Source organism: Methylibium sp. (genome assembly GCF_035762065.1).
Lineage (GTDB): Bacteria > Pseudomonadota > Gammaproteobacteria > Burkholderiales > Burkholderiaceae_C > Methylibium.
The window spans coordinates 1-21,402 of record NZ_DASTPW010000008.1; the positions used below are offsets into that span (position 1 = coordinate 1).

Annotated in this window: 13 protein-coding genes and 1 pseudogene; 11 read left to right on the plus strand and 3 right to left on the minus strand. The window is 70.7% G+C overall.

Annotated elements, in window-relative coordinates; genetic code table 11:
* The 7 genes and pseudogenes from VFR90_RS03010 to VFR90_RS03040 form a co-directional block, all read left to right on the plus strand.
* Positions 1 to 2,340: glycosyl hydrolase family 28-related protein (locus VFR90_RS03010; protein ID WP_326404516.1), on the plus strand; the 2,340-nt coding region annotated here is incomplete at its 5' end.
* Between the two features lie 159 nt (positions 2,341 to 2,499).
* Positions 2,500 to 3,753, plus strand: coding sequence for a WcaI family glycosyltransferase (locus VFR90_RS03015; protein ID WP_326404517.1), 1,254 nt, complete (start codon positions 2,500 to 2,502; stop codon positions 3,751 to 3,753).
* Between the two features lie 114 nt (positions 3,754 to 3,867).
* A complete protein-coding gene (gene scpA / locus VFR90_RS03020) occupies positions 3,868 to 6,024 on the plus strand; it encodes a methylmalonyl-CoA mutase (protein ID WP_326404518.1) in 2,157 nt (718 codons plus the stop codon).
* Positions 6,025 to 6,136: 112 nt separating this feature from the next.
* Positions 6,137 to 7,132, plus strand: coding sequence for a methylmalonyl Co-A mutase-associated GTPase MeaB (meaB, locus tag VFR90_RS03025; protein WP_326404519.1), 996 nt, complete (start codon positions 6,137 to 6,139; stop codon positions 7,130 to 7,132).
* Positions 7,133 to 7,164: 32 nt separating this feature from the next.
* Positions 7,165 to 8,706 (plus strand): annotated as a pseudogene (locus VFR90_RS03030) (acyl-CoA carboxylase subunit beta).
* 132 nt (positions 8,707 to 8,838) lie between these two features.
* Complete coding sequence (locus VFR90_RS03035; RefSeq protein ID WP_326404520.1) at positions 8,839 to 10,866, plus strand: acetyl-CoA carboxylase biotin carboxylase subunit; 2,028 nt, start codon at positions 8,839 to 8,841, stop codon at positions 10,864 to 10,866.
* 9 nt (positions 10,867 to 10,875) lie between these two features.
* Positions 10,876 to 11,340, plus strand: coding sequence for a VOC family protein (locus tag VFR90_RS03040; RefSeq protein ID WP_326404521.1), 465 nt, complete (start codon positions 10,876 to 10,878; stop codon positions 11,338 to 11,340).
* A gap of 9 nt (positions 11,341 to 11,349) precedes the next feature.
* On the opposite strand, the gene VFR90_RS03045 is transcribed toward VFR90_RS03040, so the two are convergent.
* Positions 11,350 to 11,811 carry a cyanophycin metabolism-associated DUF1854 family protein gene (locus VFR90_RS03045; protein ID WP_326404545.1) on the minus strand — a complete coding sequence of 154 codons (462 nt, stop codon included), beginning with the start codon at positions 11,809 to 11,811 and terminating at the stop codon, positions 11,350 to 11,352.
* Between the two features lie 5 nt (positions 11,812 to 11,816).
* Entirely contained in the window at positions 11,817 to 14,129 is a 2,313-nt protein-coding gene (locus VFR90_RS03050; RefSeq protein ID WP_524538609.1) for a cyanophycin metabolism-associated ABC transporter, read from the minus strand.
* A 179-nt stretch (positions 14,130 to 14,308) separates the two neighbouring features.
* Between VFR90_RS03050 and VFR90_RS03060 the strand changes: the two genes are divergently transcribed.
* From VFR90_RS03060 to VFR90_RS03075, 4 genes are all read left to right on the plus strand, one after another.
* Positions 14,309 to 16,498, plus strand: a complete 2,190-nt coding sequence (locus tag VFR90_RS03060; RefSeq protein ID WP_326404522.1) for a cyanophycin synthetase — start codon at positions 14,309 to 14,311, stop codon at positions 16,496 to 16,498.
* Positions 16,499 to 16,655: 157 nt separating this feature from the next.
* Positions 16,656 to 19,235 carry a cyanophycin synthetase gene (gene cphA, locus VFR90_RS03065; protein ID WP_326404523.1) on the plus strand — a complete coding sequence of 860 codons (2,580 nt, stop codon included), beginning with the start codon at positions 16,656 to 16,658 and terminating at the stop codon, positions 19,233 to 19,235.
* A 188-nt stretch (positions 19,236 to 19,423) separates the two neighbouring features.
* Complete coding sequence (locus VFR90_RS03070; RefSeq protein ID WP_326404524.1) at positions 19,424 to 19,582, plus strand: hypothetical protein; 159 nt, start codon at positions 19,424 to 19,426, stop codon at positions 19,580 to 19,582.
* A 25-nt stretch (positions 19,583 to 19,607) separates the two neighbouring features.
* A complete protein-coding gene (locus tag VFR90_RS03075; RefSeq protein ID WP_326404525.1) occupies positions 19,608 to 20,171 on the plus strand; it encodes a hypothetical protein in 564 nt (187 codons plus the stop codon).
* Between the two features lie 148 nt (positions 20,172 to 20,319).
* Here the strand turns inward: VFR90_RS03075 and VFR90_RS03080 are convergent, their stop codons facing one another.
* The gene (locus tag VFR90_RS03080) at positions 20,320 to 21,387 is read right to left on the minus strand and encodes a lipid A deacylase LpxR family protein (protein WP_326404526.1); all 1,068 of its coding nucleotides are present in this window, start codon (positions 21,385 to 21,387) and stop codon (positions 20,320 to 20,322) included.
* Between the last annotated feature and the right edge of the window lie 15 nt (positions 21,388 to 21,402).

Below are 21,402 nucleotides of genomic sequence, written 5' to 3' on the forward strand. Positions count from 1 at the left end.
TGCGGCTGCCAGAAATGCGGTGGTGCCAGCGACCTCAGTGCCACCGACAATCAAGTGGTCCAGGACGGCTCCACCCCCGCCCCCGCCCCCGCCCCCGGCACCGGCACCGGCACCGGCACCGGCACCGTGACGCCGGTGCCCGGCCAGACGCTGAGCCTGAAGGCGTCGATGGAGGACATGGAAGCGATCGGCCCGTTCGCGAGCTGGCGCAACGCAAAGGCGGCCGGGGCGGTGGCGGACGGCCGCGCCGACGACACCGCGGCCCTGCAACGCGCGATCGACGCGATGACCGCCGCCGACAAGCCGGGCGTGCTGCACCTGCCGGCCGGCACCTACCGCATCACGTCGAGCCTCGCGGTCAACGCGAGCGCCACGACCTACGGCCTGTCCATCGTCGGCGACGACCCGGCCACCACCCGCATCGTCTGGGACGGCCCGGCGGGCGGCGCGATGCTCGTCGTCAACGGCGGCTTCCAGCCGAGCTTCGCGCGCCTGACCTGGGACGGCCGCGGCCGCGCCGGCTACGGCGTCGCGCACTGGTGGCTGGCCGACGGCCCGCTGCACGGCGGCAGCGCCGAGCATGCCGATGAAGTCTTCACCGACATGGAGATCGGCATCCAGGGCGGCCGCATGGGCGACGGCTACGGCCAGCTCGACTCCGAAGGCCAGGTCCGCCGCGTGAAGTTCGTGCGCAACAGCAAGGCGGGCCTCAACGTCGGGAGCTGGAACGCGCTGAACTGGTGGGTCTGGGACTCGCAGTTCGTCGATTGCGCGCGCGGCGTGTCGAACAAGTTCACCGTCGGCGCCGATTCGGGCGCGGGCAGCTTCTTCGTCTACCGCAGCCTGTTCGAGCGCTCGACGGTCGCCGACGCCGAGATCGGCAACACCGCCACCTTCGCGATCTACGCCAGCATGTCGATCGGCTCGCGCCGCTTCTTCCAGAGCGAGCGCATGGGGCTCAACACCTCGCGCCAGACGCTGCAGGGCAACCGCGTGCTCGACACGACCGACCCGGTCGCGGTCTATGCGGGCAACCTCGGGCCGCTGTCGCTGATCGACAACGAGTTCCGCAGTGCGGCCGGGCAGGGCGGGCCGGTCGTGCGGCTCGACAACTTCCTCGTCGGCACCGACGTGCTCTCGGTGGGCAACAAGTTCACCGTCGCCGAGGCGATCGCGCCGCGCGACGGCACGAACCGCGTCGTCTCGATCGGCGACCGCAGCGTCGAGCGCGGCTCGCTCGCCTCGACCCGCCCGAGCCTCCCGCCGACGCCGGTGCGCGCGGCACGCCAGGTGTTCGAGGTCGCGAAGGGCGCGAGCGGCGCGGCGATCCAGGCGGCCATCGACGCCGCCGCGCAGGCGGCCGCGGCCGGAGCGGTCAATCCGATCGTGCACCTGCCCGCCGGCAGCTACGACCTGAGCCGCACGCTGGTCGTGCCGGCGAACACCCGCATGACGATCGCCGGCGATTCCGTTTCGACCGAGATCCACTGGGCGCTCAGCACCGGCGGGCCGATGATCCGGCTCGCGGGGCCGAGCCTCGCCACCGTGCGCGACCTCCGGCTCAACGGCCAGCTTTCGGCGGCCATCGGCATCGACCGTGCCGACCAGGACGGCGGGCGCATCCTGCTGGTGGGCAACAGCATGGGGCCGGTCGCGGCCACCGGCCTCGCGAAGACGCGCCTGTCGATGCAGGCCAACACGACCCTGGCGGCGATGAACCTCGGCGGCGTCGCGAGCGCCCTGAGCCTGGGCGCCGGCGGGTTCGGGCCGCTCACGCTGCGCGACAACAGCCAGCTCCTGATGAGCGACAACTGGTACGAGGGCCAGCAGACGCGGCTGTTCACGCTCGAGTCGGGCCGCCTCACCTACCGCGGCGGCAACATGGCGCCGGCCGATCCGGTGCACGGCGGCGGCGCCGTCGAGCCGGTCATCACGCTCGACGGCTTCCGCGGCTCGGCGACCTTCCTCGGCATCGAAATGACGCTGCAGGACGCCGGCAACGGCGTGCGCGCCGGCCAGACCACGGCCGAGACGAAGGCGCTGTTCGCCGGCATCAAGTCGAACCAGCCGCGCTTCTTCGACGGCGGCTCGGGCGCCGGCAAGGTCAAGCTGATGCTCGCCAAGGAGCCGCTGGGTTCCGGCATTGCGTCGCTGGTGTCCGCCCCGGCGACCGGCGCGGCGAACGACGACAGCTTCGTGCTGGAGATGCTGGCGCAGTCGCGCTCGGTCGAATGGGAGTCGGCGCCCGCGACCGCGCCGCGCGGTGCGACCGACGTGCGGCTGTACCGGCTGCTCACCGCCGACTCGGCCGTGGGCCTGCGGATCACCGCCGCGCCCTGAACAGCTGCGCAGCGCCGGCTTGCAAACTAGGGATGCGCTAACGGGCCTCATCTGGCACCGTTGCAAGGCTGTAAGCCCGGTGCCGCACGACGCGGCGCCGGCAGCCCAAAAACCCGCCTGCTCGCGCCAAGACGCGGCGGCGGCTCGCCCGGGAGGTCCATGCGCATCCTCGTCTACTCGGCGAACTACGCCCCCGAGCCCACCGGCATCGGCAAGTACTCGGCCGAAATGGCGCAGTGGCTCGTGGACATGGGCCACGAAGTGCGCGTCGTCACCGCGATGCCGCACTACCCTGCGTGGCGCATCGACGAGGCTTATCGCGGCCAGGGCTACCTGCGCGAAACGCTCGACGGCGTCGAGGTGCACCGTGCGCCGCTGTGGGTGCCGCACCGGCCGGGCGCGTTGGCGCGGATGCTGTACCTGATCGGCTTCGCCGCGACCTCTGCGCCGCTGATCCTGCGTGCGGCGTTCTGGCGGCCCGACGTGGTGCTCGTCGTCGCGCCCGCGCTGGTGTGCGCGCCGGCCGGCTGGCTGTGCGCGCGCTTGACCGGCGCGGCCGCGTGGCTGCACGTGCAGGACTTCGAGATCGACGTCGCCTTTCGCACCGGCATGCTGCGCTGGCGGCGCCGGCGCCGCTGGATCGAGGCGGCCGAGCGCTGGCTGTTCCGGCGCTTCGATCGCGTCTCGACGATCTCGCGGCGCATGATCGAGCGCACGGAAGCCAAGGGCGTCGCACCGAGCGACGTGGTGTTCCTGCCGAACTGGGTCGATCTGGACAAGATCCGCCCGCTTGCCGAGGCCAGCCCCTTCCGCGCGGCGCTGGGCCTCGCGCCCGATGCGGTCGTCGGCATGTATTCCGGCTCGCTGGGGGCCAAGCACGGGCTCGACCTGTTGCCCGAAGTGGCGCGCAGGCTCGCGCACCTGCCGAACTTCGTGCTCGTGGTCTGCGGCGAGGGCGTGTTCCAGCAGCAGCTCGCGCAGGCGGCGGCGAGCCTGCCAAACATGCGCACGCTGCCGCTGCAGCCCGCCGACAAGCTGTCTCACCTGCTCGGCATGGCCGACGTCCACCTGCTGCCGCAAAGCCCCGGCGTCTCCGACTTGGTGATGCCTTCGAAGCTGGTAGGCATGTTCGCGAGCGGGCGGCCGGTGGTCGTCGCGGCCTCGCCCGGCACGGAGCTCGCGCAGGTGGTGCAAGGGCACGGTGCGGTGGTGCCGCCGGAGGACCCGACGGCTTTCGCCGCGGCGGTCGAGACGCTGGTGCTCGACGCCGAGCTGCGGGCTCAGCAGGGCGCCGAGGCGCGCCGCTACGCCGAAGCGAACTTCGGCAAGGATGTGGTCCTGCACAAGCTGCGCGACGAGCTGATCGGCCTGCGCAGCGCCGATGCGACGGTGACGCCGGCGTCCAACGGCTGAGCGCCGGCGAGCCCCGGCCGGCGCTTACGCGCCGCGCGATGCCTCGGTAAGAATGCCGGTCGGCGCGGCGCCGTCCCGGCGCCGCGCCGCTCGCTTCCCCTTACGAAGGCGCCCATGTCCGATCGATCGAATGCCGGCCCTGAGGCCCTGGACGCCTGGCGCCGCGCCGCGGCCAAGTCGGCGCCGCAAGGCGACGTGAACGCCTTGAACTGGACGACGCCCGAGGGCCTCGTCGTCAAGCCGCTCTACACCGCGGCCGACCTGAACGGCCTGCCGCACACCGACACGCTGCCCGGGTTCGCCCCTTTCGTGCGCGGCCCGCAGGCGACGATGTACGCGGCGCGGCCGTGGACCATCCGCCAGTACGCCGGCTTCTCGACCGCCGAGGAATCGAATGCCTTCTACAAGCAGGCGCTCGCCGGCGGCGCGCAGGGTTGCAGCGTCGCCTTCGACCTCGCCACCCACCGCGGCTACGACAGCGACCACCCGCGCGTGACCGGCGACGTCGGCAAGGCCGGCGTCGCGATCGACAGCGTCGAGGACATGAAGATCCTGTTCGACGGCATCCCGCTCGACCGGGTCAGCGTGAGCATGACGATGAACGGCGCGGTGCTGCCGGTGCTGGCCGCGTTCATCGTCGCGGGCGAGGAGCAGGGCGTACCGCGGAACAAGCTCTCGGGGACCATCCAGAACGACATCCTCAAGGAGTTCATGGTCCGCAACACCTACATCTACCCGCCCGAGCCGTCGATGCGCATCGTCGGCGACATCATCGAATTCACCGCCGGGCAGATGCCGAAGTTCAACAGCATCAGCATCAGCGGCTACCACATGCAGGAAGCCGGCGCGAACCAGGCGCTCGAACTCGCGTTCACGCTGGCCGACGGGCAGGAATACGTGAGGACCGCGCTCGCGAAGGGCCTCGACGTCGACGACTTCGCCGGCCGCCTGAGCTTCTTCTGGGCGATCGGGATGAACTTCTATCTCGAGATCGCGAAGATGCGTGCGGCGCGGCTGCTGTGGCACCGGATCATGAGCGGCTTCGGCGCGAAGAATCCCAAGAGTCTGATGCTGCGCACCCACAGCCAGACCAGCGGCTGGAGCCTCGCCGAGCAGGACCCGTACAACAACATCGTGCGCACGACGATCGAGGCGATGGCCGCGGTGTTCGGCGGCACGCAATCGCTGCACACCAACAGCTTCGACGAAGCCATCGCGTTGCCGACCGAGGCCTCGGCCCGCATTGCGCGCAACACGCAGCTCATCATCCAGGAAGAGACCCACATCACGAGCGTGATCGATCCCTGGGCTGGCAGCTACATGATGGAAGCGCTGACGCAGCAGATGGCCGACGCGGCCTGGCAGATCATCGAAGAGGTTGAGGCGCAAGGCGGCATGACGAAGGCCGTCGATTCAGGCTGGGCCAAGCTGAAGATCGAGGCGAGCGCGGCGGAGAAGCAGGCCCGCATCGACAGCGGCGCCGACGTCATCGTCGGCGTCAACAAGTACAAGCCCGAGAAGGACGACCGCATCGACATCCGCGTGATCGACAACGTCGCGGTGCGCGACAGCCAGATCGCGCGGCTCGCGGCGATCCGCTCCCGGCGCGACGCCACCGCGGTGCAGGCTGCGCTCGACGCGCTGACGGCCTGCGCCGAGTCGGGCCATGGCAACCTGCTCGACCTCAGCGTCGCGGCGATGCGCTCGCGCGCGACCGTCGGCGAGGTGAGCGAAGCGCTCGAGAAACTCTGGGGGCGCCACCGCGCCGACACGCAGAAGGTGACCGGTGTGTATGCAGCCGCCTACGACAGCGCCGAGGGTTGGGCCCAGCTCCAGCAGGAGATCGCCGGGTTCGCCGACGAGCACGGCCGCCGCCCGCGCGTGATGATCAGCAAGCTCGGCCAGGACGGCCACGACCGCGGCGCGAAGGTCGTCGCCACCGCCTACGCCGACCTCGGCTTCGACGTCGACATGGGCCCGCTCTTCCAGACGCCCGAGGAGTGCGCGCGGCAGGCGATCGAGAACGACGTGCATGCCGTGGGCGTCAGCACGCTGGCGGCCGGCCACAAGACGCTGGTGCCCGCGATCATCGAAGCGCTGCGCGCGCAAGGCGCCGACGACATCGTCGTCTTTGTCGGGGGCGTGATCCCGCGGCAGGATTACGAGTTTCTGTACGACGCCGGCGTCAAGGGCATCTACGGGCCCGGCACGCCGATCCCCGCGAGTGCGAAGGACGTGCTCGAGCAGATCCGCAAGGCGCAGGGGTCATGAGCAGGCCGGCCTCGGTGGCTTCGCGCCGGCGGCTGTTCGGTCGGGTCGGCACGGCCCGTCCGGGCTGAGCCGAACGGTCGGATCGACGCGCGTGGCACCGACAAAGCCGGAGATGCCTCTGCTCGAAGGCCTGATCGAGGCGCCGTCACCACGCCAGCGCCGCGCGCTCGCCAAGGCCATCACGCTGCTCGAATCCACCCGGCCCGACCACCGCGAGCGCGCGGACGAACTGCTGAACGCGCTGCTGCCCCACGCCGGCAAGTCGCTGCGCCTGGGCATCAGCGGCGTGCCGGGCGTCGGCAAGTCCACGTTCATCGAAGCGCTCGGGCTGTTTCTCCTCGAGCGCGGCCATCGCGTCGCGGTGCTCGCCGTCGATCCTTCGTCGCAAGTCTCGGGCGGCTCGATCCTCGGCGACAAGACTCGCATGGAGCGGCTGTCGGTGGACGAGCGCGCCTTCATCCGCCCGAGCCCTTCGAGCGGCACGCTCGGCGGCGTCGCCGAGAAGACGCGCGAGGCGATGCTCGTCTGCGAAGCGGCCGGTTTCGACATCGTGATCGTCGAGACCGTCGGCGTCGGCCAGAGCGAGACCGCGGTCGCGGGCATGACCGACCTGTTCGTGCTGCTGCAACTGCCGAACGCCGGCGACGACCTTCAAGCGATCAAGAAGGGCGTCATGGAGCGCGCCGATCTCGTCGTGATCAACAAGGCCGATCTCGACGCCGCCGCGGCGACGCGCGCCGAGGCGCAGATCACCGGCGCACTGCGCCTGCTCGGCGGCCTGCATGCGCATGCCGATGGCGCCGAGCCGCAAGCGCCGTGGCAACCGCAGGTGCTGCAGGCGAGCGCCTTGAAGGCCGACGGCATCGCCGTGTTCTGGCAGACCGTCGAAGCGTTCCGCGATCACCAGACCGCGAGCGGCCGCCTCGCCACGCGCCGCCGCCAGCAGGACGAGGCCTGGATGTGGGAGCGCATCGAAGCGGGCCTGCGCCAGCGCTTTCGCGAGCATCCGCGCGTGCGCGAAGCGCTGGCCGCGACACTCGGCGAAGTGCGTGCCGGCAAGCTCGCCCCCTCGGTCGCGGCGCGACGGCTGCTCGACCTCAACGACTGAAGCGACCGCGCAAGCGGCAAGCAGGAGACGCGATGCACGACATCCTCGAGCAACTCGAAGCCAAGCGCGAGCAGGCGCGGCAGGGCGGCGGCCGCAAGCGCATTGACGCGCAGCACGCCAAGGGCAAGCTGACCGCACGGGAGCGGCTCGACCTGCTGCTCGACGCCGGCAGCTTCGAGGAGTGGGACATGTTCGTCGAGCACCGCTGCACCGACTTCGGCATGCAGGACAACCGCCCGCCGGGCGACGGCGTCGTCACCGGCTACGGCATGATCAACGGCCGACTGGTCTTCGTCTTCAGCCAGGACTTCACCGTCTTCGGCGGCGCGCTCAGCGAAGCGCACGCCGAGAAGATCTGCAAGGTGATGGACCAGGCGATGAAGGTCGGCGCGCCGGTGATCGGCCTGAACGATTCGGGCGGCGCGCGCATCCAGGAGGGCGTCGCGTCGCTCGGCGGCTAGGCCGAGGTGTTCCAGCGCAACGCGATGGCCTCCGGCGTCATCCCGCAGATCAGCCTCGTGATGGGCCCGAGCGCCGGCGGCGCGGTGTACTCCCCGGCGATGACCGACTTCATCTTCATGGTGAAGGACAGTTCGTACATGTTCGTCACCGGCCCCGAGGTCGTGAAGACGGTGACGCACGAGGAGGTCAGCGCCGAGGAGCTGGGCGGGGCGATCACGCACACCACGAAGAGCGGCGTCGCCGACCTCGCCTTCGACAACGACGTCGAAGCCATCCTGATGCTGCGGCGCTTCTTCAACTACCTGCCGCTGAACAACCGCGAGAATGCGCCGATCCGCGTCGGCGTGAACGGCGGCGACCCGGCCGACCGCATCGACCGTTCGCTCGACACCCTGGTGCCGGACAACCCGAACAAGCCCTACGACATCAAGGAGCTGATCGTGAAGGTCGCCGACGATGGCGACTTCTTCGAGCTGCAGCCCGAGTACGCGAAGAACATCGTCATCGGCTTCGTGCGCATGGAAGGCGCCACCGTCGGCGTGGTGGCGAACAACCCGCAGGTGCTCGCGGGTTGCCTGGACATCAAGAGCAGCATCAAGGCCGCGCGCTTCGTGCGCTTCTGCGACGCCTTCGGCATCCCGGTCGTCACCTTCGTGGACGTGCCGGGCTTCATGCCGGGCACGAGCCAGGAGTACGGCGGGATCATCAAGCACGGCGCGAAGCTGCTGTACGCGTATGCCGAGTGCACGGTGCCCAAGGTGACCGTCATCATCCGCAAGGCCTATGGCGGCGCCTACGACGTGATGGCCTCCAAGCACCTGCGCGGCGACGTCAACTTCGCCTGGCCGAACGCCGAGATCGCGGTGATGGGCGCGAAAGGTGCGGTCGAGATCATCTTCCGCGAGGACAAGGGCGACCCGGCCAAGCTCGCCGCGCGCGAAGCCGAGTACAAGGCCCGCTTCGCCAACCCCTTCATCGCCGGCGCCCGCGGCTACATCGACGACGTGATCCAGCCGCACGAGACGCGCAAGCGCATCTGCCGCTCGCTCGCGATGCTCAAGGACAAGAAGATCGAGAACCCGTGGCGCAAGCACGGGAACATCCCGCTGTGATGTTGCCCACCCCCGTTGCGGCTTCGCCGCTCCCCCTCAAGGGAGCGCCGCTGGCGGCCCGGCGAAGCCGGATCCGCGGCGGCTGCTTGAATGAGCAGCGCCTGCTCGACGCCCATTTCGCCGGAGCGAGCCGTGTTTAACAAGATCCTGATCGCGAACCGGGGTGAGATCGCCTGCCGCGTCATCAAGACGGCGAAGAAGATGGGCATCGCGACAGTGGCCGTCTACTCGGAAGCCGACCGCGACGCGCTGCATGTTGAACTCGCCGACGAGTCGGTGTGGATCGGCGCGGCGCCTTCGCGCGAGAGCTACCTCGTCGCCGACCGGATCATCGCGGCCGCCAAGCAGACCGGCGCCGAAGCGATCCACCCGGGCTACGGTTTCCTGAGCGAGAACGAAGCCTTCGCGAGGCGCGTGGAGGAAGAGGGCCTGGTCTTCATCGGGCCGAAGCACGCGTCGATCGCCGCGATGGGCGACAAGATCGCCTCGAAGAAGCTCGCCGCGCAAGCCAGGGTCAGCACGATCCCCGGCTGGAACGAGGCGATCGACTCGGCCGAGCAGGCGGTGAAGATCGCGCGCGACATCGGCTACCCGGTGATGATCAAGGCGACCGCCGGCGGCGGCGGCAAGGGCCTGCGGGTCGCCTTCGACGACAAGCAGACGCACGAGGGCTACATCTCCTGCCGCAACGAGGCGCGCGCGAGCTTCGGCGACGACCGCGTCTTCATCGAGAAGTTCGTCGAACAGCCTCGGCACATCGAGATCCAGGTGCTCGGCGACGCGCACGGCAACCTGGTCCATCTGCACGAGCGCGAATGCTCGATCCAGCGCCGCCACCAGAAGGTGATCGAGGAAGCGCCGTCGCCGTTCATCAGCGACGCGACGCGCAAGGCGATGGGCGAGCAGGCGGTCGCGCTCGCGCGCGCCGTGGGCTACCAGAGCGCCGGCACGGTGGAGTTCGTGGTCGGCCGCGACCAGAGCTTCTATTTCCTAGAGATGAACACGCGGCTGCAGGTCGAGCATCCGGTCACCGAATGCATCACGGGGCTCGACCTGGTCGAGCTGATGATCCGCGTCGCGGCCGGCGAGCCGCTGCCGTTCACGCAGGCCGACATCAAGCGCGACGGCTGGGCGATCGAATGCCGCATCAATGCGGAAGACCCGTTGCGCGGCTTCCTGCCTTCGACCGGCCGGCTCGTGCGCTTCCAGCCGCCGGCCACCTCGATGCAGGCGGCGCAGCCGATGCCTTCGGGCGGCGGCGTCCGCGTGGACACCGGCTTCGAAGAAGGCGGCGAGATCCCGATGCACTACGACTCGATGATCGCCAAGCTCGTCGTCCATGGGCGCGATCGGATCGACGCGATCCGCAGGATGCGCGAGGCGCTCAATGCCTTCGTGATCCGCGGCATCCACGCGAACGTCGACTTCCAGTCGGCGCTGCTCGCGCACCCCGAATTCGTCGCCGGCCGCTTCGACACCGGCTTCATCGCGAAGCACTTTCCCGAAGGCTTTCGCGCCGGCGACGTGACGCACGGCGACCCGGATTTCCTCGTCGCGCTCGCCGCCGCGGTGCATCGCCGCTACCTCGCGCGCGCCGCGAGCCTGGGCGGCCAGATGCCCGGGCACGGGCTTCGCATCGACGACGACCATGTCGTGCTGGTGCGCGGCCCGAAGGGACAGGACGTGCACCGGCCGGTGCACGTCGAGGCGAACGGCGCCCTGACGGTCACGCTCGACGGTCGCCGCTACGTCTTCGACGGCGACTGGAAATTCGGCACGATCCGCATCGAGGGCTCGTGCAACGACGAGCCCTTCGTCGCGCAGGTCGAACGACGCGGGTTGGAACTGCGCATCGGCCACCACGGCCTGTCGCTCGACGCGCTGGTGCTGACGCCGCGCGCCGCCGAGCTGCACCAGCTGATGCCCTACAAGCCGCCGCCCGACACCAGCAAGCTGCTGCTGGCGCCGATGCCGGGGCTGCTGGCCAACGTGCTGGTGAAGCCGGGCCAGACGGTGCTGGCCGGCGAGAAGCTGGCCGTGGTCGAGGCGATGAAGATGGAGAACATCCTCACCGCGATGCAGGACGCGACCGTCGCCGAAGTGCTCGCGGCCACGGGCGAGAGCCTCGCGGTGGATCAGCCGATCCTGCGCTTCGCCTGAAGGAACGCCATGACCTCACGCCCCTTCCGCATCCTCGGCCTGCAGCAGATCGCCATCGGCGGCCTCGACAAGCAGCGCCTGCGCACGCTGTGGGTCGATGTGCTGGGCCTCGCGGTCACCGGCAACTTCGTCAGCGAACGCGAGAACGTCGACGAGGACATCTGCACGCTCGGGCAGGGCGCGCACGCGGTCGAGGTCGATCTGATGCAGCCGCTCGATCCGGACAAGAAGCCCGCCGTGCACGCGACGCCGCTGAACCACGTGGGCTTGTGGGTCGACGATCTCGCGAAGGCCGTCGAGTGGATGACCGCGAACGGCGTGCGCTTCGCGCCCGGCGGCATCCGCCGCGGCGCCGCCGGCCACGACGTGTGCTTCATCCATCCGAAGGGCAACGACGAATTCCCGCTCGGCGGCGAGGGCGTGCTGATCGAGCTGGTGCAGGCGCCGCCGGCGGTGGTGGCGGCGCTGGGCTGAAGAGGCGCTTCAGAGGAAACGTTCGAGCAGCCGCTTCGAGCGCTTGTCGAGCGCGCCGACGTCTTCGACTCGGTAGCGCAGGCCGTGCGCGTCGGCGATCAGCAGCGCGCGGCCAGCCAGGCGGCGGATGTCTTCCTCGCCCTTGAGCACGAGCGTCGTGTCGCCGCGGTCGGTGGCGATGTCCCAGGTGCTCGGCGTCGAGAAGGTCGAGACGCCGCGGATCTGCCGGATCGTCGGCGTGAACTCGCGTTGCGCGAGCTCTTCGGCGATCAGCGCGGCGGCGCCTTCCGGCAGTTCGGCATGGCGATCGAACCAGGCGAGCTCCTGGCCTTCGGGTCCGACGATCGACAGCCCTTCGCCGGGCGCCGCCAAGGGAAACGCGCGCACCGGCACGACGCCCGCGTGCTCGCGGCCGTCGGCGGTCGTGAGCATGAGGCGGCCGTGCGCGTCGCGCCTCAGGGCGAGGGGCATCCCGCTCACGTCAGCACCTCGGCGTGCGCCGACGCGGCCGGCGGCGCCACCGCGGCCTCGTCGCGCTCGCTTTCCTCGACGCGCCGCAACTGCGCCTCGTAGAGCCGCCAGTAGGCGCCCTGCCGCGCCATCAGCTCGTCGTGCGGGCCGACCTCGACGACGCGGCCGCGGTCCATCACCACCAGCCGGTCGGCCTTGCGCAACGTGCTCAGCCGGTGCGCGATCGCGATCGTCGTGCGCCCCTGGACCAGGTTGTCGAGGGCCTTCTGGATCTCCTTTTCGGTCTCGGTGTCCACGCTGGACGTGGCCTCGTCGAGGATCAGGATGCGCGGGTCGATCAGCAAGGCGCGCGCGATGCTGATGCGCTGGCGCTCGCCGCCGCTCAGGCCCTGGCCGCGTTCGCCGACCAGCGAGTCGTAGCCAAGCGGCAGCCGCAGGATGAACTCGTGCGCATGCGCGGCGCGCGCGGCGGCCACGATCTCGGCGCGCGTCGCATCGGGCTTGCCGTAGGCGATGTTCTCGGCGATGGTGCCGAAGAACAAGAAGGGCTCCTGCAGCACCAGGCCGATGTGGCGGCGGTAGTCGGCCAGCCGAAAGCGGCGGATGTCGACGCCGTCGACGCGGATGGCGCCATCGCTCACGTCGTAGAAGCGGCAGATCAGGTTGACCAGCGTGCTCTTGCCCGAGCCGCTGTGGCCCACCAGCCCGATCATCTCGCCCGGCCGGATGTCGAGCTCGAGCCCCCGGATCACGGTGCGCGAGCCGTAGCGAAAGCCGAGGTCGGCCAATTCGATGCGGCCTTGCAGCTTGTCGATCGCCACCGGCTGGCTCGGCTCGGGGACGTTCGACACGTGGTCGAGGATGTCGAAGATCCGCTTGGCGCCGGCCGCGGCCTTCTGCGTCACGCTGACGATGCGGCTCATCGAGTCGAGCCGCGTGTAGAAGCGGCCGATGTAGGCGATGAAGGCGGTCAGCACGCCGACCGTGATCTGCCCGCCGGCCACCAGCCAGATGCCGAAGGCCCACACGACGAGCAGGCCGATGTCGGTGAGCAGCGAGACCGTCGGCGTGAACAGGCTCCAGGTCTTGTTGAGCTTGTCGTTGACCTGCAGGTTGACCTGGTTGGCCGCCTTGAAGCGGCCGGCCTCGCGGCTTTCCTGCGCGAAGGCCTTCACCACGCGGATGCCCGGGATCACGTCGGCCAGCACGTTGGTCACGTCGCCCCACACCCGGTCGATCTTCTCGAAGCCGGTGCGCAGCCGGTCGCGCACCATGTGGATCATCCAGGCGATGAAGGGCAGCGGCAGCAGCGTCACCAGCGCGAGCCAGGGGTTGATCGAGAACAGGATCACCGAGGTCATGCCGATCATCAGCACGTCGGTCGCGAAGTCGAGCGCGTGCAGCGACAGGAAGACGCTGATGCGGTCGGTCTCGCTGCCGATGCGGGCCATCAGGTCGCCGGTGCGCTTGCTGCCGAAATAGTCGAGGCTCAGGCGCAGCAGGTGGTCGAAGGCGGCGGTGCGCAGGTCGGCGGCGATGCGCTCGGAGACCAGCGCCAGCAGCCAGGTGCGCGCCCAGCCCAGGCTCCACGCCAGCAGCGCCGAGCCGAGCAGGCCCGAAAGCAGCAGCATCACGTACGAAGGATCGATGCGCTGGCCGTTCTGGAACGGGATCAGCACCTCGTCCATCAACGGGATGGTCAGGTAGGGCGGCACCAGCGTCGCGGCGGTCGAGGCCAGCGTCAGCGCGAAGCCGCTCAGCAGCTGCCGGCGATACGGCCGGGCGAAGCGCCACAGCCGCAGCAGCACCCAGGTCGAGGGCGGCGTGCTCGCTTCGGCGGCGCAGGCGGGGCATTCGTCGCTGCCGTTTTGTGAGGAGGCCGGCAGCGGCGCCTGGCAGACGGGGCACAGCTCGGCCTCGTCGGCCGGTGCGGTACCGCTGGCCTGCCGTTGCCGCCAGGCGTCGAAGAGCTTGAGCAGCCGCAGTGCCGCGGCGTCGTGCGCGAGGGTGAAGCTCCAGCGGGCGAGCCGGTGCTCGGCGTCGCACAGATCGAGGCGGCCGACGCCGGCGTGGTCGGCATGCACGAGCCGCAGGCTGTCGCGAAGGAGCCATTCACGCACCGTGCCGGTGCCTGGTTCGATGGCGATCAGCCGGCGCTCGGTCAGCGCCAGCAGGCCGGCGGCAAAACGCTGTTGCGAGTCAAGGTCAACGTCGAGCGTCGCGACCACGTTCTCCGCAAGTTGCAATTGCGCGCCAAGCGTTTCGCGGGCCGAACCGGACCCCGACGCGGCCGTGCCGACGGAGTGATCGTGATGCATGTGGAAGGCGTGGGCCGGCTTCGCAAGACGGAGCCGGCGGCGGAGGGGCCCGAAATTCTCTCCGATGCCGGTCTGGCCTGCCGCATGGACAGCGGGCCCGAGCGTGGTGCGAAAGAGGCCTGCGGACGTACGATCGCCCGCAGGTCCTGGGCTGCACGGGGCCACCGACCCCGCCGCAAATGACGCACGAAGCACAGGCGACCCCGGCACAAGCCCAAGCACAAGCCCTCGCGAGCGAACTTCGGCTGCTGCGCATCCGCTACCTGCGCGGACCGAACGTCTGGACCTACCGGCCGGTCCTCGAAACCTGGCTCGATCTCGGCGAGCTGGAAGACCACCCCTCCCACCAGCTGCCCGGCTTCAACGACCGGCTGCGCGCGCTGCTTCCCGCGCTGGAAGAACACCACTGCGGCGTCGGCGAGCGCGGCGGGTTCCTGCAGCGGCTGCGGGAGGGCACCTGGTGCGGTCACGTGCTGGAGCACGTGGTCATTGAGCTGCTGAACCTGGCCGGCATGCCGACCGGCTTCGGGCAGACCCGCAGCACCTCGAAGCGCGGCGTCTACCGGATGGTGTTTCGCGCGCGCGACGAGCAGGTCGCGCGCGTCGCGCTGGCGCAGGGCCACGCGCTGATGCAGGCCGCGATCGCCGGCGCGCCTTTCGCGGTCGACTCGGCCGTCGACGCGGTGCGCGAGCAGGTCGATCGTTCCTACTTCGGCCCGAGCACCGCGGCGATCGTCGGCGCCGCGACCGACCGCCGCATCCCCCACATCCGCCTGAACGACGGCAACCTCGTGCAGCTCGGCCACGGCGCGCAGCAGCGCCGCATCTGGACGGCCGAGACCGACCGCACCAGCGCCATCGCCGAAGGCATCGCGAGCGACAAGAACCTGACGAAGTCGCTGCTCGCGTCCTGCGGCGTGCCGATCCCCGAGGGCCGCATCGTCGGCTCGCGCGAGGAAGCCTGGGAAGCGGCCGAGGACCTCGGGCTGCCGGTCGTCGTCAAGCCGACCGACGGCAACCACGGCCGCGGCGTCACGCTCGACCTGAACAAGCGCGAGGACATCGAGGCCGCCTACGCGCTGGCGGCCGAACACGGCAGCGAGGTGATGGTCGAGCGCTGCATCCGCGGGCTCGAGCACCGGCTGCTGGTCGTGGGCGGCCGCGTCGTCGCCGCGGCCCGCGGCGAGGCAGCCTACGTCGCCGGCGACGGCCGCTCGACGGTGCTCGAGCTGATCGCCAGCCAGATCAACACCGACCCGCGCCGCGGCGACAGCGAGCAGTCCCCGCTCGGCTTCGTCGACCCCTTCGAGGACGGCGCGGTGATGCTCGAGATCCAGCGCCAGGGCCTGCAGCCCGACGCGGTGCCGGCCGCCGGGCGGCGCGTGCTGATCCAGCGCAACGGCAACGTCGCCGTTGACTGCACCGACGCCATCCATCCCGAGGTCGACCACGTCGTCGCGCTCGCGGCGCGGGTGGTCGGGCTCGACATCGCCGGCGTCGACGTCGTCGCCGAAGACATCGCCCGGCCGCTGGCCGAGCAGGGCGCGGCGGTCGTCGAGGTCAATGCCGGCCCGGGGCTGCTGATGCACCTCAGGCCGGCCGAGGGCATGCCGCGGCCGGTGGGCCACGCGATCGTGGATCACCTCTTCGATGCCGAGCAGAACGGCCGCATCCCGATCGTCGGGGTCGCCGGCTCGCGCGATGCGAACACCGTCGCGCGGCTGGTCGCGCGCCTGGCGCACCTGACCGGCCGGCATGTCGGCCTCGCCTGCCGCGACGGGCTCTTCCTCGGCGCGCGCCGCGTCGAGCGCGAGGACAGCGCGCACTGGGACGCCGGCCACCGTCTGCTGATCAACCGCAACGTCGAGGTCGCGGTGTTCGAGAACGGCGCCGAGGCGATCCTGCGCGACGGCCTCGCCTACGACCGCTGCGACGTCGGCGTCGTGACCGATCTCGAGCACGCCGAGGCGCTCGCCGAGTTCGACGTGCATGCATCGGATCAACTGGTGAAGGTGATGCGCACGCAGGTCGACGTGGTGCTGGCCGATGGCGTCGCGGTGCTCAACGCCGACGACGAGCGCATCGCCGCGCTGGCCGAGCTGTCGGACGGCGAGGTCATCCTGTACGCGCAGAGCGATGCGGTGCCGGCGCTGAAGGCGCATCGCGAGCGGGGCGGCCGCGCGGTGTTCGTGCGCGATGCGCGCATCGTGCTCGCGTCCGACGACGGCGATGCGCCGGGCCTGCAGCTGGGGCAGGGCCGCGCGGCGAAGCTCGCGGTCGAGGCGCTGCTCGCGGCGGTCGCCGCGGCCTGGGGGCTGGGCATCGCGCCCGAGCTGATCGCCGCCGGCGTCGAGACCTTCGAACAGTGATGGGCCACCCCGCTGCAGCTTCGCTGCTGCCCTCAGGGGGCGCCCCGAACGGGCCGGCGAAGCCCGGCCCGTCCCGACTGCCGGGTCATGCGCGGTACCTGCATTGAGCGTCCGTCGAAGCGCACAGGACGTCACTGCCAAGAAGAACGAGAACACGATGGAAGTCTCCCGCCTGCGCGCGCTGCGCGGTCCGAACCTGTGGTCGCGCCACACCGCGGTCGAGGCGATCGTCGCCTGCACCACGCCCGGGTGCGTCATCGCCGACGCGCGCGGCTTCGAGGCGCGGCTGCGCGCGCTGTTTCCGGCGATCGGGGCGCTGGCGCACGGGCGCAGCGACGTTGCGCTTTCGATGGCGCACGCGCTGGAGGCGGCCTGCCTCGCGTTGCAGGCGCAGGCAGGCTGCCCGGTGACCTTCAGCCGCACGACCGCGACCGTCGAGCCGGGCATCTACCAGGTCGTCGTCGAGTACACGCAGGAGGAAGTCGGCCGCGCCGCCTTCCGGATGGCCTGCGAGCTGGCCGAAGCGGCACAGCGCGGCGACGGCGCGAGCTACGACATCGACGCCGCGATCGCCGAACTGCGCGCGATCGACGAGGACGTGCGCCTCGGCCCGAGCACCGGCTCGATCGTCGATGCGGCCGTCGCACGCGGCATCCCGTACCGCCGGCTCACCAAGGGCAGCCTGGTGCAGTTCGGCTGGGGCTCGCGGCAGCGCCGCATCCAGGCGGCCGAGGTCGACGCGACCAGCGCGGTGAGCGAAGCGATCGCGCAGGACAAGGATCTCACCAAGCAGCTGCTGCGCGCCGCCGGCGTGCCGGTGCCGATCGGCCGGCCGGTGGCCGACGTCGAGGAGGCCTGGCGGGTCGCGCAGCAGATCGGTCTGCCGGTGGTCGTGAAGCCGCAGGACGGCAACCAGGGCAAGGGCGTCACGGTGAACCTCGGCGACCGCGCGTCGATCGCTGCGGCGTTCGCGAGCGCCGCCGAGTACGGCGAGGTGATGGTCGAGAAGTTCCTGCCCGGCAGCGACTACCGGCTGCTGGTCGTCGGCGACAAGCTCGTCGCCGCGGCGCGCCGCGAGCCGCCGCAGGTGATCGGCGACGGCCAGCACACCGTCAGCGAGCTGGTCGCGATCGTCAATGCCGATCCGCGCCGCGGCACCGGCCATTCGACGCAGCTGACGAAGATCCGCTTCGACGACATCGCGCACGCGCGCCTGCGCGAACAGGGCCTGGAGCCCGACAGCGTGCCGGTGAAGGGCCGGCGCGTGATCCTGCGCAACAACGCCAACCTGTCCACCGGCGGCACCGCGACCGACGTGACCGACGACGTGCACCCCGAAGTGGCCGCGCGCGCGGTGGCGGCGGCGCAAATGGTCGGGCTGCACATCTGCGGCGTCGACGTGGTCTGCGAGAGCGTGCTGAGGCCGCTCGAGGAGCAGAACGGCGGCGTCGTCGAAGTCAACGCCGCGCCCGGGCTGCGCATGCACCTCGCGCCCTCGTACGGCAAGGGGCGCAACGTCGGCGAGGCCATGGTCTCGCACCTGTTCCCGCCCGGCGACGACGGCCGCGTGCCGGTCGTCGCCGTCACCGGCACCAACGGCAAGACGACGGTCACGCGGCTCGTCGCGCACCTGCTCGCCACCAGCGGCCTGCGCGTGGGCATGACCAACACCGACGGCGTCTACGTCGAAGGCCGCACCGTCGACCGCGGCGACTGCAGCGGCCCGAAGAGCGCCCGCAACGTGCTCATGCACCCCGACGTCGATGCCGCGGTGTTCGAAACCGCGCGCGGCGGCGTGCTGCGCGAGGGGCTGGGCTTCGATCGCTGCGATGTCGCGGTCGTCACCAACCTCGGTGCCGGCGATCACCTCGGCCTGAACTTCATCACCACCGTCGAGGACCTCGCGGTGCTCAAGCGCGTGATCGTGCAGAACGTCTCCGAGCGCGGCTACGCGGTGCTGAACGCGGCCGATCCGGTGGTCGCGCGCATGGCCGCGGTCTGCCCGGGCGAGATCATCCATTTCGCCGCCGACCGGCATCACCCGGTGATGGCCGCGCATCGCGCGCAGGGCCGCCGCACCGTGTACGTCGAAGGCGATGCGATCGTCGTCGCGCAAGGCGCATGGCGCGAGCGGCTGCCGCTGCGCGACATCCCGATCACCCGCCAGGGCACGATCGGCTTCCAGGTCGAGAACGTGATGGCCTCGGTCGCGGCGGCCTGGGGGGTCGAGCTGAGCTGGGACGTGATCAAGCGCGGCCTCGCCAGTTTCGTCAACGACGCGGACAACGCTCCCGGCCGCTTCAACGTGATGGACTGGCGCGGCGCCACCGTGATCGCCGACTACGGTCACAACGCCGACGCGATGCGCGCACTGGTCGGCGCCGTCGAGGCGATGCCCGCGACCAAGCGCTCGGTCGTGATCAGTGGCGCCGGCGACCGCCGCGACGAGGACATCCGCGAGCAGACCACCATCCTCGGCGCGGCCTTCGACGAGGTCGTCCTCTACCAGGATGCCGCGCAGCGCGGCCGGGCTGACGGCGAGGTGATGGCGCTGCTGCGCGACGGCCTGAAGGACGCACCGCGCACGCGGCGGGTCGACGAAGTCCGCGGCGAGTTCGCGGCGATCGACGTGGCGCTCGATCGGCTCGCGCCCGGCGAGCTCTGCCTGGTGCTGATCGATCAGGTCGACGAGGCGCTGGCGCACCTCGCGAAGCGGATGGCCGACGCAGCGACCTGAGGCGCGCCTCGGTTTGCACGCGCGCGCCGAAGTCGCGCCGCGGTCCGTGCGCGTGACCCGGTGCCTCCGTGTAGGAGAAGCGCCACGCCCCCAGGCGCGGCCGTCCGATAGAGCCGCTCACGCGCTCGGCCAACACTGCAGCGTCTGCCCACCGCCGACCGCCCGCAACGCTCCATACGAGGCCGCCCATGCCCAATCGCCTGCCGACCCACCATTCGCGCTGGACCCCGCTGATGACGCTGGCGACGCTCGCCGTCGCGGCGCTGGCCGGCCTCGCGACTCGATGGTTCGTGGGCCGCGTTGGCCAGGGCGTCGGCGATTACGAAGGCTTGCACCTCGAACGCTGAACGGCGGCACGAAACAGGAGCTGCGATGCGCACCACCGAGTCCCCGATCCGCAGTGCGCTGGCCCTGGTTGCAGCCGCGCTCGCGCTTGCCTGCGGCGGCGCCTTTGCCGCCACGATGACTCGCGCCGAGTACAGCGCGCAGAAGGATCGGATCGAGGCCGATCACAAGGTCGCCGAGGCCGCCTGCGCACGCCAGAAGGGCAACGCGAAGGAGATCTGCGAGGAAGAGGCCGAAGGACGAGAAGAAGTCGCCAAGGCCGAACTCGAAGCCAACTACACCGGCAAGCCCGAAGACCGCCGCAAGCTCGCCGAGATCCGGGCCAAGGCCACCTACGAGGTGGCCGAAGAACGCTGCGACGACCGGTCGGGCAACGCCAAGGACGTCTGCGTCGCCGAGGCCAAGGCCGTGCTGGCCAGGGCGCAGGCCGACATCAAGCTCGCCGCCGAGTCCGGCAAGCTGCGCAACGAAGCGGCCAAGACCCGCGACGAAGCCGGCTACAAGGCCGAAGCCGAGAAGTGCGACTCGCTCTCGGGTGACGCGCGGTCCGCATGCATGACGAGCGCGAGGGCCCGCTTCAACATGAACTGAGCGCCGGCTCCATCGAACCTCCCGCGCCGCGAGGCGCTTCGGCCGGAGCCTTGGCTCCGGCTTTTTTGCATCGGCCGAAGCCTTGGGCTTTGCCTTCTTACGGTCGGCCGGAGCCTGCGTTGCGCTCTTCGATGGTCGCCCGCAGGGCTCAGCGAGAGGTGTCGACCACCCACCGCAGTTCGCCGTAGCGCTGCACGCGGTCGGTCGGCGCATCGGCCGGCGGCTCGAAGTCCCGAGAACGCCACTTGACCCGGTATTCGAGGCGACTCGTCCCCCCGGTGCGCCACGAGAACCCGAGCGTCGTCATCACCACCGCGCGCCGCGGCTTCACCTCGCTTTGCGGGCCGAAGCTGGTGCCGCTGATGAACTGGTTGTAGGCGACGCCGGCCACCTGCGCCTGCGCGTAGACGGTGAGCCGGTGCAGCAGGCCGGGCAGGTGGTTGGCGTGCTCGCGGAAGTCGAGCCCGAGGTGGTCGCCCTCGTCGGGCGCGCCGAACACGCGCTCCTTCTCGCCCGCGACCAGCGTTAAGCCGAGCGCCGCCAGCGTGCGCGGCCGGCCGAGCGAGGCGCGCAGGTGCCCGTGCACGCCGGCCCAGTCGGGCAGCAGGCCGATGTCGGTCCAGCGTTGGGTGAAGGTGTAGTTGAGCTGCGCCGCGAGCCGCGGGCGCAGCTGGTTCGGCCAGCCGCGCGGCTCGTCGTCGTGGATCACCTTGTCGTGGAACCAGCGCTGCAGGCCCGCGGCCTGCGAGGCGGGGCCAACCAGCCCCAGCTTCAGCTCCACCGCCTCGTGCCTGCCGCCCCCGCGCTCGGCCGCGCTGCCGACCACGCCGTACAGGTAGCCGGCCCAGGGCCGGTCGTCGGGCTGCGGCTCGGCGATCGTGATGTCCTGCGGCGTGTAGATGTTCTGGCCGAAGCCGAAGTAGATGTCGGGCGCATCGGGCAGGTCGCCGCCGAGCGGCGTCACCACGTTGCCGAGCGCGCGCGCGGCGCGCGTGCCGGGCCCGGTGCAGGCTTCGTCCCTGCGGTAGCTCCAGGCGGCGTGCAGGCCGTTGGTGTACCAGCGGTCGGTGTTGAAGCGGCCGCGGCCGAGGTAGTCGTTCTCGATGGAGAACAGCAGGCCCTGCAAACAGGCGTCCTCGCCGGCCGCGGCGTGCTGCGGCCAGGCGGCCATGGACATGACGAGGCTCAGCGCGGCGGCGCAGCGGCTTGCATTCATCCCCGACTCCTGATG

Coding starts and splice junctions, on each gene's coding strand:
- VFR90_RS03015 (WP_326404517.1), top strand. CDS start 2,500: ATGCGCATCCTCGTCTACTCGGCGAACTACGCCCCCGAGCCCACCGGC.
- scpA (WP_326404518.1), top strand. CDS start 3,868: ATGTCCGATCGATCGAATGCCGGCCCTGAGGCCCTGGACGCCTGGCGC.
- meaB (WP_326404519.1), top strand. CDS start 6,137: ATGCCTCTGCTCGAAGGCCTGATCGAGGCGCCGTCACCACGCCAGCGC.
- VFR90_RS03040 (WP_326404521.1), top strand. CDS start 10,876: ATGACCTCACGCCCCTTCCGCATCCTCGGCCTGCAGCAGATCGCCATC.
- VFR90_RS03045 (WP_326404545.1), bottom strand. CDS start 11,811: ATGCCCCTCGCCCTGAGGCGCGACGCGCACGGCCGCCTCATGCTCACG.
- VFR90_RS03050 (WP_524538609.1), bottom strand. CDS start 14,129: ATGCATCACGATCACTCCGTCGGCACGGCCGCGTCGGGGTCCGGTTCG.
- VFR90_RS03060 (WP_326404522.1), top strand. CDS start 14,309: ATGACGCACGAAGCACAGGCGACCCCGGCACAAGCCCAAGCACAAGCC.
- cphA (WP_326404523.1), top strand. CDS start 16,656: ATGGAAGTCTCCCGCCTGCGCGCGCTGCGCGGTCCGAACCTGTGGTCG.
- VFR90_RS03070 (WP_326404524.1), top strand. CDS start 19,424: ATGCCCAATCGCCTGCCGACCCACCATTCGCGCTGGACCCCGCTGATG.
- VFR90_RS03075 (WP_326404525.1), top strand. CDS start 19,608: ATGCGCACCACCGAGTCCCCGATCCGCAGTGCGCTGGCCCTGGTTGCA.
- VFR90_RS03080 (WP_326404526.1), bottom strand. CDS start 21,387: ATGAATGCAAGCCGCTGCGCCGCCGCGCTGAGCCTCGTCATGTCCATG.